The following is a 15,396-nucleotide window of genomic DNA, read 5'->3' on the forward strand; positions in this document are numbered from 1 at the left end:
AGGGTGAGGGGCTTTTGACCTTAGTGCCCTGAAGCCGCCGGCCCCGCCTTCGCGGCAAACGGTGGCTTAGCCAGCCACACAATCAGAATCAACCCCATAAACCCCCAGCCCAGCAGCGTGAAGTAATCCACGGTGGAGAGCATGTACGCCTGGCTGGTGAGGATCTGATCCATCTGCGCATAAGCCGACTGGCTCGCCCCGCCCAACTGATTCAAGGTCTCGCGGGTCGCCGGTTCGAAAGTGCTGATGCTTTCACTCATATACGCATGATGCTGATCCGCGCGGCGAATCCAGATCCACGTGGTCAGCGACGCCGCAAAGCTACCGCCCAACGTCCGCAGAAAAGTCGCAAGACCCGCGCCATCGGCAATCTGGCTAGGTGGCAAGTCAGACATCAGAATGCTCAGGGTCGGCATGAAGAACAGCGCCACACCAATGCCCATGAACAATTGCACCAACGCGATGTGCTGGAAGTCCACCTCATTGGTGAATCCCGCCCGCATAAAGCAACTCAAACCAATCGCCAGAAACGCCAATCCGGCCAGCAATCGCAGGTCGAACTTGTTCGCGTACTTGCCGACAAACGGCGACAGCAGCACCGGCAAAATACCGATCGGCGCCACGGCCAGACCCGCCCAGGTTGCGGTGTAGCCCATTTGCGTCTGCAACCATTGCGGCAAGATCAGGTTGATGCCGAAGAACCCGGCATAACCCAGCACCAACACCAACGTGCCGATGCGGAAGTTGCGGTAGGCGAACAACCGCAGATTCACCACCGGATGCTGGTCGGTCATTTCCCAGATAACGAACACCGCCAGCGCGATCACCGAAATCGCCGCGCCGATGATGATGAAGTTCGACTCGAACCAGTCCAGATCATTGCCCTTGTCGAGGATCACCTGCAACGCGCCGACACCAATGATCAGCGTGATCAGTCCGACGTAATCCATCGGCTGACGGCTGGTTTCCACCGGACGTTTGGCCAGTTGCGAACGCACCACCATCACCGCAAAGATGCCGATCGGCACGTTGATGAAGAAGATCCACGGCCAGCTGTAACTGTCGGTAATCCAGCCACCGAGAATCGGCCCGGCAATCGGCGCAACTACCGTGACCATCGCCAGTAACGCCAGGGCCATGCCGCGCCTGGCGGGCGGATAAACTGCGATCAACAGGGTCTGCGTCATCGGGTACAGCGGGCCGGCGACCAGACCTTGCAGCACACGGAAGCCGATCAGTTCCGGCATCGACGTCGAGATACCGCAGAGAAACGAGGCCAGCACGAACAGAATGGTGGCCCAGAGAAACAGCTTCACCTCGCCGAACCGACGGCTAAGCCAACCGGTCAGCGGCAGCGCAATCGCGTTGCTCACGGCGAACGAGGTGATCACCCAGGTGCCCTGCTCCGAACTCACCCCGAGGTTGCCGGAAATCGTCGGCAGTGCCACGTTGGCGATGGTGGTGTCGAGCACTTGCATGAACGTCGCCAGCGACAGGCCGATGGTGCTGAGCAACAGGCTGGGCGGCGTGAAAGAGGCGTTATTGCTCATTGTGAATCCTATGAAACCTGATGGTCGCCGCAGCCCTGTAGGAGTGAGCCTGCTCGCGATAACGGTGTATCAGTCGAGGAATTGGGTCTGACACACCGCTATCGCGAGCAGGCTCACTCCTACAAAGTCAGTGCAGGTCAGCGTTGTGCGGTTTTGCTCACCGCTGCGCTGTTGTCGTGGATCAGCTGCGCAATCATCGCGTCGGCTTCAGCCAGTTGGCGGTCGTAGACGTTGGTGCTGAACGAGGCTTTCTGCGGTGGCTGCTGTGCGAGCACCGGGCCGCTCTGGTCGTGCAGGTTCACTTCAACATTGGTCGACAGACCGACGCGCAGCGGATGCTTGGCCAGTTCTTCGGCGTTGATGTGAATCCGCACCGGCACACGCTGCACGATCTTGATCCAGTTACCGGTGGCGTTCTGCGCTGGCAGCAGAGCAAACGCGCTACCGGTGCCGGCGCCGAGGCTGTCGACGGTGCCGCTGTACTTCACGTCGCTGCCGTAGATGTCGGACTCGATATCGACCGGCTGACCGATGCGCATGTCACGCAGTTGGGTTTCCTTGAAGTTGGCGTCGATCCACAGTTGATCCAGCGGAATCACCGCCATCAACGCCGTGCCCGGCTGCACGCGCTGACCGAGTTGCACGGTGCGCTTGGCGACGTAACCGGTGACCGGCGCAATCAACGTGCTGCGGGCATTGGTCAGGTAGGCCTGACGCAGATCGGCAGCGGCCGACATCACGTCCGGATGCGACGACACCACGGTGTCATCAACCAGCGCGCTGGTGGTTTTCAATTGCTGTTTGGCGTTGGCCAGGGCGTTTTGCGCCGAGGTCAGGTCATCGCGAGCGTGGGACAGTTCTTCCTGGGAAATCGCCCCGCCCTGCGCGAGGTTTTTCCGGCGGTTGTAGTTGTCCTGGGCTTTCTGCACTTCGGCCTGCTGCGCGTTGACCTGGGCTTTCATGCCGTCAACGTTACTGTACAAGCCGCGTACCTGACGCACGGTGCGCGCCAGCTTCGCCTGGGCACTTTGCAGACCGACTTCAGCGTCGTTCGGGTCGAAGTTGATCAGCACCTGACCTTCGTGAACCAGATCGCCATCATCCGCGCCAATGCTGACCACGGTGCCAGTCACCAGCGGGGTGATTTCGACGACGTTACCGTTGACGTAGGCGTCGTCGGTGCTTTCGTTAAAGCGCCCGATGAATTCGTGATACGCCCAGACGCCGGCGCAGGCGAGCGCGATGACAACGGCGAGCACCAGCAGCATGACTTTGCGTTTGCGCGGGTTACCGGTGTCCGGGGTGTTGCCTTGAGCTTGGGTGTTTTCGGCAGTGGCCATGACAAGTACCTTGAATTAGTTGTGCGGCGTGGCTGGGCTGGCGTTGGCTGCGGTCAGGGTGTCACCCTGGAAGCCGCCGCCCAGCGCTTGCATCAGTTGAATCGACAGGTCGATCTGCTCGGCATTGAGGTTGGCCAGTTGACGCTGGGCCTGCAGCAATTGCTGCTCGATGCTGAGCACGTCCAGGTAGTTGCCGATGCCGGAACCGTAACGCTGGACGACGGTGTTGTAAGAGTCTTGGGCAATGTTGGTGGCGTGTTGCTGCGCACCGATCTGCCGGCCGATGTCACGCAACTGGTTGATCGTGTCGCTGACATCGCCCAGTGCTTTCACCAGACTTTTGTTGTACTGCGCCACCGCCAGGTCGTAATCGGCGTCGCGCGCATCGAGGTTGGCGCGCAGGCGTCCGCCGTCGAAGATCGGCACCGAAATGGTCGGGGCAATGTTGAAGAAGCGACTGGCCGAGCCGAACATCGCGTCACCCAAAAGGGATTCGGCGCCGGCCGAGGCCGTCAGGTTCAGGTTCGGATAGAACTGGGTTTTCGCCGAGTCGATATCCTTGCTCGCCGCTTCTACACGCCAGCGCGCAGCGACCAGATCCGGGCGCCGACCGAGCAGTTCCGCCGGCAACACTGACGGCACGGCGACCGCGCTGGCTTGCAGGACTTTCGGTCGGGCGATTTCGTTGCCGCGATCCGGGCCTTTGCCGAGCAGCACGGCCAAGGCAATCTTGGCGCTGTTCAAGCGTTTTTCCGCGTCGATCAGGCTGGCCTCGGAACTGGCTTCCAGACTTTGCGTTTGCTGGAACTGGTACTGACTGTCGATACCGGAATTGAGGCGACGCTGGCTCAGGTCGAGCATCTGCTTGGTGCGTTTGAGGTCTTCGTTCGCCAAGTCATAAACGATGTGCGCCTGACCGAGATCGCTGTAAGCGCGAGCGACATCAGCGGCGAGGGTCAACTGCGCAGCCTGACGATCAACTTCAGCGGCGCGGGCCTGACCGAGTGCAGCTTCCCAGGCATCACGCTGGCCGCCCCAGAGGTCGAAGTTGTAATTGAACCCGGCGCTGACGTTACGCACGGTGGCGTAGGCATCGCCCTGCCCCAGCGGATCCTGATCCTTGGCCAGACGCGAACGGCTGATGCCGGCGCTGGCGTCGAGGGTCGGATAACGTTCGGCATCGGCGGCGTACGCAGCGGCGTTGGCCTGATGCGCGCGGGCTTCGGCGATTTGCATGTCCGGGCTGTCGTGAAGGGCTTCGTGGATCAAGCCGTCGAGTTGCGGATCGCCGAGGCTGGTCCACCAGTCGCTTTTCGGCCACGCGGCCGGCGACAGGGTCACGCCGTTGAGGGACTGGCTGGCATTGAGGCTTTTCGCATCAAGGCTTTTGCCTTGAGTGTCGAGGCCGCTGTAGTTGGCGCAACCGGCGAGGATCATCGCCGACAGCACCAGCGTCAGGCTGCTGCGCAAGGTTTTACCGCTCATTGTGTTCACCTAACCGCTGGATGGTGATCGGGTCACCGGCTGCCAGCAGGATTTTCTTGAGGATGTATTCCAGGGTCTTCAACTCGTCCGGAGTGACGGCGCCGGCCAGTTCATTCATCGCGTCGGCGCCGATGTGCGGCAAGCGATCGGCCAGTTGCTGGCCTTGTTCGGTCAGCTTGAGCTGCACCTGACGGCGATCGCCTTCGCTGCGCTGGCGAGCCAGAAAGCCTTTCTGCTCCAGACGATCGAGCATGCGTGTCATCGAACCGCTGTCGAGCGACAGATGCCGGCACAGCTCGGCCGGGGTGTCGACGCCGAACTGGGCCATGATGATCAACACCTTGAACTGCGCGGCGGTGATGCCGTGGGGTTCCATGTGGGTGTCGATGATCCGGTCCTTGAGCAGCGCAGCACGGCCAAGCAACAGGCCGAAATGGCAATGTTTGAATTCGTCCGGGGTGAAATGCTTCATTTGCTCACCTAATAACTGCCTAGGCAGTGAATGTATGTCGAGATGTTACTGCCTAGGCAGCGAATGTCAACGCAATAGTTAGGTTGCTTTGCAATTAGTTGACCAGTGGAGTTGGTTTTTGTGTTGCACAGGCGGACGCCATCGCGAGCAGGCTCACCCCTACAAGGGAACGCATTTCAAATGTAGGAGTGAGCCTGCTCGCGATTGGAGCGACTCGGTGTGAAGTCGGTCAGGATTCGTCAGTTGGATGCACAGGTGGCGGCTGCACAGGATGTACCTCGCGCCCCCGCAACGCAGCGCCCACATACCCAAACGCACGCTTGCTCACCGCATAAATGCTGTGCCAGCCCGGCGGTGCCGGCTCGATGGCGGCATGCAACGCCCGCGCATAATCGAGCACCAGTCCGGGCGTCCACGCCATCGCCTCTGCCCGTTTGCGCACTTGCGCGGCAACCCAGAACTCGGGGCTGAAAATGACCCGGGCGAAATCCAGCATGCTCGAATGGCCCCGGTTCATCGCTCCCTCAAGGGCCGCTTCGAGGCTATGAGCGACGGCGCTGGAACAATTGCGACTGGTCAGGTTGTACGTGCTGTTCTGCCGATACGCAGTCCAGAACGCATGCAGGCGCCGGGCGTCGTAATGGGCAAAACTGACCTGCACCGAAGACGGACACCAGTCAGCCACCTCCCCCGCATAATCCGGCAAAAACCTGCCGGCAACATCGTTGTTCGGCGTCGCCCGCAGCAAGCGCACAAAATCCCCTGCCGAACGATCAATGTCGTCCTGCGGGTAATGGCTGATGTAAATGTCCGGACCACATTCCAGTGCCGCGTGACCGGCGGAGATAACGCCATTGATGTCGACCGCCGCGATGTAGCGGTTGAGCAGACGATTGCGCACTAAGGTGTCGTCGACGGTGCCACTGGGGGTCCAGACGTGAATCACCATCGCGTCGCTGCTGGTCGGCGCACTCACTGCAGCAGGACTCGTCAGCGGCAGCTGGTTTTTGAAGCGCACGGCTTGCCGCAACAAGGCGCAACCGGTCAGGAAAAGGCTCATGCCAATGCAAAACGGCACCGTGCCCTTATACAGCGTCGGATACGGCTCGAGGATAAACACGCCAAAGCCGATTTCGAACAACCCCGCCAGCAACGACACCTGCCAACCGACAAAGCGCACCACCAGCGCCGCCGCCAACCGAAAGCCGCCATCGAGCAGAAAAGCCCCACCAAACAGCACCGCCAGAATCAGCCCGGCGGCATGTTGCCGGTCGACAATCAGCAGCCCCAGCAAGAGAAAAGCCAGTCCGCGCGCTCTGCGCAGGGCCGCAGCAGTTCCGGCTTGCGGTGCCGGCACCAGCAGCAGGATCAGCGCTTCGAGCAACAACAGATAGCCGAAGAGATGCAGCGGAAAATACAAAACCCCGTCCAGCGCATCAATGAAGATGCCCACACCGGCCGCGCCCCAGACGATGCCCGTCAGCGCCAGCGCAGACCAACGCTTGCGGACGAATTCGTGACCGAGCAAGACCATACTCAAGCGGATCATAGGCGTCTCTGTTGTTTTCGGGCAGCCGCCAATCGCGCAGCATTCAAGTAGCGCTGAGTCTAATTCATTCTGCAAAAGCCGGATCGCAGCGACGCGACCCGGCGATGGGAAACGCGCGTTAGAAATCGCGCTTGTAGAAAATATCCAGCGAACTGGCCACGCCACTGGCCGCTTCGACATAAACCTTCTTGCTCAGCTTGTAGCGCAGCGCGATGGTGCTGGCCGGTTCAAACACGCCCACGCCATAACGCAAACTGAGCTTCTCGGTAATATTGCCGCTGGCCACAACACTGGTGGCATCGCCGCTGCCCGCCGTGTCGAGCTGGAAGTCCTGAATCCCCAGATCCTTGGCGAGGCTGCTGGTGACCCCGGAACTGCCCATCAAGCCCAGACCCAACGCCGCTTGCGCGAGCATGTTGTTGTCTTCGCCGTTGGTGCTCAGCGGTCGGCCGAGGACCAGATAGGAAAGCGCCTGCTCCTGGCTCATCGCCGGCTCGGAGAAGATCTGTGTGGTCGGCTGCTCGGCGCTGCCGCTCAGGCGAATACCGGCGATCACGTCGTCGGTCTGGCGAATCGCTTCGATGTCCAGATACGGCTGATCGAGGGGGCCGGCGAACAACAGACGTGCACGGCGCACTTGCAGGCGCTGGCCGTAGGCACTGTAGCGGCCGTCGTTGAGCCACAGCTCGCCACGGGTATCCATGTTGTCGCCGATGTGCACATGACCTTGCACGTTGGCGGTCAGGCCGAAACCGGCGAAGGCCAGTTTGTCTTCGCCGACCACCACGTCGATGTCCATTTTCATCGCCAGCGGTGGTTTGCCCTCTTCGGTCTGCGCGCCGACGATGATCGTGTCATCGGAGACTTTCACCGTTGATGGCGGCAATTCGCGCACGGTGATTTCGCCTTTGGGCACCTGCACTTTGCCAGCGATCTTCAGTTCGTCGCCGGCCATGGAAATCTTCAAGTCCGGCGCCACTTCCAGCTTGGCGTACGGCTCGACGGTGACCGGCAATTGCGTGCCCTTGAGCGCCAGATCGACCACCAGCGCCTGGCCCCAAGCGACGTTCCCCGTCAAGCTGCCCTGCCCGGCCTTGCCGCTTTTCCAGCCGCCGTCGAGGCGCACCGATTCGCCGGCAATCAGCGCGGTGAGTTGCAGGTTCTGCAGCTCCATCGGCAACTCGGCGCCGGACACTTCGCCGTCGCTGAGTTGCACGGTGCCGTTGACCAGCGGTGCAAGCAATCCGCCGGAAATCGTGCCGCTGCCATTCAGGCGGCCGGTGAGCTTTTCAACCATCGGCACAAACGGCCGCGCCACCGACAGATCCAGCCCGCTGAGGCGGAACGAGCCGCTTAGCGGTTTGTTTTTCGGCAGTGGATTGAGCTGCGCCTGCACCAGCAACTCGCCGAGTTTGCCGCCGACGAAATTGAGTTCGGTGTCGACGCGCTTGGGCGTGAGTTTGCTGGTGAGTTTCAGGGTCTCATACGGGAAATCCAGCCACTGGTCCTTTTCCTTCATGCGCAAGGTGCCGCCGCTGGCGTCAATGCTGACCACGCCGTTGGGGCCGCTGGCCGGCAGATCCAATTGCAGATCGGCGTTGAGCTTGCCCTTCCAGGCAAAGTCTTTCGGCAACCATTGCGCGAGGCTTTCGATCGGGAACTGCTTGAGGTGATAGCGCAGTTTCGGCTCTGGCATCAGACGCTGATCTTCACCGCACAGGCTGGCGTCGCCGGACATCCAGCAATGCGCGCCGAAGTTGATTTTGCCGTCGGCCAGACGTTCTAGCTTGGCCGGGCTTTGCAGTTTCCAGTCCTGGCCACCGGCCTGAATGTCGCCGCTGGCTAAACGCCCGCGCCAGTTGCCCTTGTCCAGATTGCCATCCAGACCAAGGGCCAGTTTCAGTTTCGGCCCGATCAGGTCGAGGTTGAGTTTCTGGTTCTTGATGTCGCCTTGGGCGCTGGCGGTCAACACGCCAAGGTTGGTGTCACCTGCCTGAATCCCGCTGCCTTTCAGATCGATTTTCGCCCGTTGCGCGCTGTCGAGGGTGGCGTCGAGATTGAGGCTTTGCAGGCGATTGTCCTGGAACGCCAGTTGCGAACCTTGCAGGCCAAGTTTGCCCTGCGGCGCCTTCAGCGTGCCGGCCACATTGACCTGGCCGTTCACCTGCCCGCGCAGTTGCGGCCAGAGCTGAGCCAGGCGCGACAGCTTGATGTCGATCTGCCCGGTGAGTTTCTGTTGCAGGCTGCCCTTGCCGTTGATGCTGTTGTCACCGAGGCGGATTTGCAGGGCATTCAGGTTCCACTGCTCACCCGCGCCGTCAGCCTTGGCCTGGAGGATCGCCGGTTGCCCGCGCAATTTGCCCTTCAAGTCGAGGTCGGCGGTGAGACTCAGGCGTTCGTTCTTCATTTCGCCTTGGCTTTTCAGCGGCCCGGCCAAAGTGCCCGGCAACTCGGCGACCCAGTACGCCGGGTTGAGCGCCGACAGATCCAGCGCCGTGTCCCAGGCAATACCGTCGGCGAACTGCACATTGACGTGCCCTTCAGCCTTGCCCTGCCCGGCTTGCATTTTCAATTGCGGCAAAGCGATCTGTTTAAGGCTGCCGCTGAACGGACTGCTCAACGTAAACGCGCCCGCCGGGCCATCCAGTGCGGCGGCGAAGTTACCGAGATATTGGCCGTCGGTGTAGGAGACTTCACCAGTGAACGTACGCAAGGCAACTTGTGGCTCGTCGATTTCGTTATAGAGCCGGTGCCACGGAAAATCCTGCCAGTTGATATTGGCTTGCGCGCTGAGGCCTTTGCTCCAATCGACACTGCCAGTGAGTTTCAGGCTTTGCTTGTCGTTGGCCGTCAGATCAAGGCCGGCGATCTGCGCGCCGCTGGCGTCGACTTTACCTTTGAGCAACAACGCTACCGGACCTTTGTCGGAGGGCAGCGTGGCGTTGCCGTTGAGCTGGTAACCGTTTTTCAGGTCGCCTTCACCGGTCAACAGCAATTGATTGAGTTGCAGAGTGTCCGGTAAATCAGCGCTCGGTTTGAACGCCTCGGAGGTGATGCGCACTTTCGCCGGCAGGTTTTCAACCAGCGGTTGCAGTTCGCCGCTCAACTGGCCGTCGAGGTAACCACGGCTGTCGGCGTGCAGGTTGAGGGTTTTCAACAGGTCGCCGTCGATCTTCAACGCCAGTGACCACGGCCCAGTGCCCGGGGATGGCAGGGTGAGGTCACCGGCGATGTTCAACGGCCAGTTGCCGCTCGGTTCAAGTGTGCCGGACAGGTTCAGGCTGAGGTCGTCGCGCTGCAATTTCACGCTGTCGATCTGCATGCCTTGCGCGGTCCAGTGCGCCGCCAGTTGCAGGCCCTTGAGCTGTTCGCTGCCGTTGAACAACAGGCTGCCGACCTGCACGTCGCCCAGTTCGATGGCCACCGGCAATTGCAGATCCGGTAGTTTGATCGGGCCGCTCTCGGAGGTTTCTTCGCTCGGCGGGAATTGCAAAATGACCTGATCGGCCTTGAGCTGTTCGATGCACAGGGTCATACGGGTCAGGCACAGCGGTGACCAAGCGAAGATTGCCTTGTTCAGTTCGACGCGGCTGCTGTCCTGCTGCCACAGCAGATGATCGGCACTCCATTGTCCGCCGAGGCGTCCCTGGAAATTCTCCACTGTCAGACCCGGTACGAGGCCCAACACCCAGCGGCTGCCGGCCGCCGTGCCGAGTACGGCGGTGACACTCAACACAATCAACAACACCAGCGCCAACAACGCCAGCGCCGTAATTTTCAAACCACGCTTCACAGCTCAGGCCCCATGGAAAAGTGCAGCCGGATGCCGCCATCGTCATCGAGTGCGTGGGCCAGGTCGAGGCGGATCGGCCCGACCGGCGAGACCCAGCGCACACCAATACCGACCCCGGTCTTGAGGTTCGGCAGTTCGAGTTTGTTGAAAGAGTTGCCCTGGTCGACGAAAGTCGCGACGCGCCATTTCTCGGCGATCGAGTATTGATACTCGACGCTGCCGGCGACCATGTAACGCCCGCCGATCCGGTCACCGTCGGAGTTTTTCGGCGACAGGCTCTGATAGTCGTAACCGCGCACGCTCTGATCGCCACCGGCGAAGAAGCGCAGCGACGGCGGCACCGAGTTGTAGCCGTTGGTGGCGCTGCCGCCGACCTGCACACGACCAAGGAAGCGGTGTTTGTCGAATACCGTGGTCAGGCCTTTGACCAGCGCGGTGCCATATAAAAGGTTGTTGTCCGAGCCGAGGCCTTCCTTCGCCACTTTGCTCTCGAAGCTCAGGCGATAGCCGTTGTGCGGGTCGATACGGTTGTCGCTTTTCAGGTACGAGTAGCTGATGCCGGGCATCAGCAAAGTACTCAGGCCTGAGTCGTCACCAAGTTCGTATTCTTCGCGCTGCCATTTCAGCGAGATCACCCGCTGCCAGCCGCTCGGTAATTTGCTGTGCCATTCCGGGCCAAAGGTCAGCAGCTTGCTCAGCGTATCGGAGCCGTCGATGTCTTCGAATTGATAGCCACCGGCCCAACGCAGTTTGTCGGTCAGTGGCGGGTCGAGCGGGATATCGTAGAACAGCCCGACGTTTTGCCGTGGCGCCGACAGCTCGGCTTCCCAACCATAGCTGTCGCCTTGCGGGTTGACCCAGTGGCGGGTCCAGTTGGCTTTGATGCGCGGGCCGACGTCGGTCGAATAACCGAGGCCCAGGCCCATGGTCCGTGGCTTGCGCGTGTCGAGTTTGACCTCCACCGGGATCACGTCATTTTTCGCCGTGGTCGGTGCGGCATCGACGCGCACGCCTTCGAAATAGCCGCTCGATTGCAGATCGCGGTTCAGCTCGGCGATCAGCTCGGAGTCGTACGGTTCGCCTTCCTTGAACGGCACCATGCGTTGCAGCAGGTCTTCGTCGAACGGCGTGTCACCTTCGAATTTGACTTTGCCCAGCGCATAACGCGGGCCGCTGTCGTAGATCAGTTCGATGTCGGCCACCCCGGCGCGCGGGTCGACCATGAGTTTTTGACTGGTGAAATGGCCACTGAAGAAACCGAAGCGCGAGGCCTGATTCTGAATAAGTCTTTTGGCGTCTTCGTAACGCCCATGGTTGAGCACCGCGCCGGACTTGAGCGCATCGCTTTTCGGTACACGAAAGGATTTGAGGGAGGCAGCCGGGCCGTCGACACGAATGGTGACGTTGCGCAGGTGAATAGGCTCGCCGGGATCGATGTTCAACACCAGGCGCGGCTTGTCGCCGCCCTTGACGTCACTTTCAATCTGCGGCTGGTAGTAGCCCAACGCCTGGGCCGCTTTGCGCGCCTGCTCTTCGGCACCGCGACTGAAGCGCTGCAGGGCTTCTTCGTCACGATCGCCGAGGCTGCCGATATAGCCTTCTATATTGGCCTTGAGTTCATCGTTGGACGGTTTGATCCGCACATCCAATTCACTTTGCGCCAGCGCCGCGCAGCTGGTTAACAGCAGGAGCACGCCACTGGTAAATCTTCCTGGAAACTTCATAGGCGCGGATGCTATCACGGGCTTGGGAGCGTGATAGAACAGGAAATTTCCCCAGAAGTTCGATTGTTATGCTGTTGCAGTTTGTAACACCTGCGGGTTGGCGTGGAAAAATACGTGTTCGCGCACCGGTCCGACGGCAACCTCGCCGATCTCCTCGTAACCCTGCCTTTTATAGAATTCCAGATAACGCGGGTTGCCGGTGTCGAGCACCACACCTTGCGAGGTTTCGTCGACCGCGCACCAGTTGTGTACCGCCGTCAGCAATTGCTCGCCGAAATGTTTGCCCTGGAACTGCGGGTGAATCCCCAGCAGCGGCAGCATGTGCACGGAATCGCTGGGCACGCAGGCGGCAACGGCATCGTGGTATTCAAGGTAGCGGCGGGTGCAGCGGAAACCGGTGCTGAGCACCATGCGCAGGCGCCACGCCCAGCTTTCGGTGATGCCCAAACGGCGTTGCGGTGGCGCGATCAGGGCGATGCCGATCAGGCGGTCGTTGACCAGCAGGCCGATGGCCGGCAGATCCTGCAGAAAGTGTTGTTTGACCAGTTCGCGCACCGTTGCCCGCACGCGCTGTTCGTAGCCGGGGCGCTCAGCTTCGAACAGGTAGCCGAAGGTCGGTTCGTGGCGATAGGCCTGATAAAGCAGCGAGCGGGCTTCGCGCGAGTAGCCGCGGTCGAGCATATGAATGTCGGCGATGGCGGTCTGGGTTTCAGGCATGACGGTGATTCTCCCCGGGCGCGTTCAAATGGCGGCGCTCTTGTTGGTACGAACCTTTTGGCAGTGACACAGTTCCCCACAGGTATAGACCAACTCGGGATCTTCATCGACCGGGTTGGCCCCATCGCTGGCAAGCCAGCTCCCACAGGTTTCTCTGGTGTACATGAATGTTATGAACGACGCGGACATTGTGGGAGCTGGCTTGCCAGCGATGGGGCCCTCCGAGGCAACACATGTCCCACAGGCCAAAATGATTTCTCCCACACTGGCCCATCTCCCCCATGTCAGCTAGCATCGCCCTTTTGCTAGGACTGCCGACCATGAAGATCGTTTCCTTCAACATCAACGGACTGCGCGCCCGTCCGCATCAGCTGGCAGCGCTGATCGAAAAACATCAGCCGGACGTCATCGGCCTGCAGGAAACCAAAGTCCACGACGACCAGTTCCCGCTCGAAGAAGTCCGCGCCCTCGGCTACCACGTGTACTTCCATGGCCAGAAAGGCCATTACGGCGTGGCGATGCTCTCGCGTCAGGAACCGATCGCCATCCACAAAGGCTTCGCCACCGACGAAGAAGACGCCCAGCGCCGCTTTATCTGGGGCACCTTCGCCGACGCCAATGGCGTGCCGGTGACCATCATGAACGGCTATTTTCCACAGGGCGAAAGCCGCGACCACCCGACCAAATTCCCGGCCAAGCAGCGTTTCTACAGCGATCTGCAAACGCTACTGGAAAGCCAGTTCCACAACGAGCAGCCGCTGGTGGTGATGGGCGATGTGAACATTTCCCCGGAAGATTGCGACATCGGCATCGGCCCGGACAACATGAAGCGCTGGCTGAAAACCGGCAAATGCAGCTTCCTGCCGGAAGAACGCGAGTGGATGGCGCGCTTGAAGAATTGGGGCCTGACGGATAGCTATCGCCACCTGAACCCGGACGTGACCGATATGTTCAGCTGGTTCGATTACCGCAGCCGTGGGTTTGAGGATGAGCCGAAGCGTGGCCTGCGCATTGACGTGATTCTGGCGTCGCATGGTTTGTTGCCACGGGTGAAGGCCGCCGGTGTTGACTATGAATTGCGCGGGATGGAAAAACCGTCCGATCATGCGCCGATCTGGCTTGAGCTCAGCTGATCCCCAGCCTTACGGAATACCTGTAGGAGTGAGCCTGCTCGCGATAGCGGTGAATCAGACGACATAAATGTTGACCGGTACACCGCTATCGCGAACAGGCTCACTCCTACATTGAATCGGTGTCATCTTTCGGTCATGCGCCTGACTTAATCTCCCCGGCAATCCCCTTGGCTTGATTCGGTGCCGGCATGACCCTGCGTGTTCTGTGCGTTTTTCTCTTGAGTGCGTGGCTGACGGTTTCGGCCGCCGCCCTGCCCCTTCCTGAAAACGGCCCGGCGCTGCGCATTCAAGGTTCCAACACCATCGGCGCCGAACTCGGCCCAGCACTCGTTGAGGGCCTGCTGCAAGAGCAAGGCCTGCTGAAAATCCACCGCGAAACCCCGGACACCGCCAATGAATTGCGCATCGTCGGCCAGACCCACGAAGGCAAACGCGTGGTCGTTGAAGTCGCCGCCCACGGTTCCAGCACCGGTTTCACCGCGTTGAAAAATGCCAGCGCCGATCTGGCGGCGTCCTCTCGCGAGATCAAGGACAGTGAGCTGCTCAGCCTGCAAACGCTTGGCGATCTGAAAAGCCCGGCCGCCGAGCAAGTCATCGCCATCGATGGCCTGGCGATCATCCTTCATCCCGACAATCCACTGCATCAACTCGACACAGAGCAACTGGCGCGGATCTTCAGTGGTGAGGTGAAAACCTGGGAAGACCTCGGCGGACGTGGCGGCGCCATTCATTTATACGCGCGCGATGATCAGTCCGGTACCTACGACACGTTTAAGGAATTGGTCCTGAGCCGGCGTGGGAAAAGTCTGAGCAGCAACGCGAAAAGGTTTGAGTCCAGCGAGCAATTATCCGACGCCGTCAGCGCGGATCCACAAGGCATCGGCTTCATCGGTTTACCCTACGTGCGCCAGGCCAAAGCCGTGGCCATTGCCGATGGCGCGTCGCAATCGATGTTGCCGCTGAACAGCCTGATCGCCACCGAAGACTATCCACTGTCGCGGCGCTTGTTCTTCTATCTGCCGCCCGACAGCAAGAATCCGTGGGCAAAGGCATTGGTGACATTTGCGCAAAGTCGTCAGGGCCAGGCAATTGTCGCCGCCAACGGTTTCATCAGTCAGACCGTGCATGCCATGAGCGTCGCGCCGAATGCGCTGATGCCCGAGGGTTATCAATCCCTCAGCCGTCACGCCCAGCGTCTGACGGTGAATTTCCGGTTTGAAGAAGGCAGCGCGAGTCTGGATAACAAGGCGCGGCAGGATCTGGCACGGGTGTTCGACTATATAAAGCGCCATGACAAGACCGAGCGCGCGGTGACATTGGTCGGGTTTGGTGATGCCAAGGATGACCCGGCGCGGGCGGATCTGCTGTCGAAGCTGCGGGCGATGGCGGTGCGGCGGGAGTTAGTGAAAAACGGCGTGGTGTTGCGTGAGGTTCGTGGCTTTGGCGCGTTGATGCCGGTGGCGGCGAACAATGCGGATGAGGGCAGGATCAAGAATCGGCGGGTTGAGGTTTGGGTGTATTGAGTCTGATGTTGATGTGTTGCACCTGCTGACGCCATCGCTGGCAAGCCAGCTCCCACAGATTTCTCTGGTGTTCACAAAATTTGTGTTCACTGGAGATCCCTGTGGGAGCT

General features: G+C 60.4%; 10 protein-coding genes. 2 read left to right on the forward strand and 8 right to left on the reverse strand.

The window, feature by feature from the left end:
• Nucleotides 1-20: 20 nt before the first annotated feature.
• The 8 genes from PMI23_RS21630 to PMI23_RS21665 form a co-directional block, all read right to left on the reverse strand.
• Nucleotides 21-1,550: a DHA2 family efflux MFS transporter permease subunit gene (locus PMI23_RS21630; RefSeq protein ID WP_007912465.1), complete on the reverse strand. Its 1,530-nt coding sequence runs from the start codon at nucleotides 1,548-1,550 to the stop codon at nucleotides 21-23.
• Nucleotides 1,551-1,687: 137 nt separating this feature from the next.
• Nucleotides 1,688-2,890: an HlyD family secretion protein gene (locus tag PMI23_RS21635; RefSeq protein WP_007912463.1), complete on the reverse strand. Its 1,203-nt coding sequence runs from the start codon at nucleotides 2,888-2,890 to the stop codon at nucleotides 1,688-1,690.
• A gap of 15 nt (nucleotides 2,891-2,905) precedes the next feature.
• Nucleotides 2,906-4,375: an efflux transporter outer membrane subunit gene (locus tag PMI23_RS21640; protein WP_007912461.1), complete on the reverse strand. Its 1,470-nt coding sequence runs from the start codon at nucleotides 4,373-4,375 to the stop codon at nucleotides 2,906-2,908.
• The gene (locus tag PMI23_RS21645; protein ID WP_007912459.1) at nucleotides 4,365-4,847 is read right to left on the reverse strand and encodes a MarR family winged helix-turn-helix transcriptional regulator; all 483 of its coding nucleotides are present in this window, start codon (nucleotides 4,845-4,847) and stop codon (nucleotides 4,365-4,367) included. Before PMI23_RS21645 ends, PMI23_RS21640 begins: the two co-directional genes overlap by 11 nt.
• 229 nt (nucleotides 4,848-5,076) lie before the next feature.
• Complete coding sequence (locus PMI23_RS21650; protein WP_007950119.1) at nucleotides 5,077-6,396, reverse strand: hypothetical protein; 1,320 nt, start codon at nucleotides 6,394-6,396, stop codon at nucleotides 5,077-5,079.
• 118 nt (nucleotides 6,397-6,514) lie between these two features.
• Entirely contained in the window at nucleotides 6,515-10,189 is a 3,675-nt protein-coding gene (locus PMI23_RS21655) for a translocation/assembly module TamB domain-containing protein (RefSeq protein ID WP_007912454.1), read from the reverse strand.
• Complete coding sequence (locus tag PMI23_RS21660; RefSeq protein ID WP_007912453.1) at nucleotides 10,186-11,913, reverse strand: autotransporter assembly complex protein TamA; 1,728 nt, start codon at nucleotides 11,911-11,913, stop codon at nucleotides 10,186-10,188. Before PMI23_RS21660 ends, PMI23_RS21655 begins: the two co-directional genes overlap by 4 nt.
• A gap of 66 nt (nucleotides 11,914-11,979) precedes the next feature.
• Entirely contained in the window at nucleotides 11,980-12,630 is a 651-nt protein-coding gene (locus PMI23_RS21665) for a GNAT family N-acetyltransferase (RefSeq protein WP_007912451.1), read from the reverse strand.
• Between the two features lie 320 nt (nucleotides 12,631-12,950).
• Between PMI23_RS21665 and xthA the strand changes: the two genes are divergently transcribed.
• Together xthA and PMI23_RS21675 are read left to right on the forward strand one after the other, a co-directional pair.
• Complete coding sequence (xthA, locus tag PMI23_RS21670; protein ID WP_007917227.1) at nucleotides 12,951-13,763, forward strand: exodeoxyribonuclease III; 813 nt, start codon at nucleotides 12,951-12,953, stop codon at nucleotides 13,761-13,763.
• Nucleotides 13,764-13,951: 188 nt separating this feature from the next.
• Nucleotides 13,952-15,286 (forward strand): substrate-binding domain-containing protein, encoded by a 1,335-nt coding sequence (locus PMI23_RS21675; protein ID WP_007917229.1) that lies wholly within the window; start codon nucleotides 13,952-13,954, stop codon nucleotides 15,284-15,286.
• Nucleotides 15,287-15,396 lie beyond the last annotated feature (110 nt).

Origin of the sequence: Pseudomonas sp. GM24 (genome assembly GCF_000282235.1) — a bacterium.
Classification (GTDB): Bacteria; Pseudomonadota; Gammaproteobacteria; order Pseudomonadales; family Pseudomonadaceae; genus Aquipseudomonas.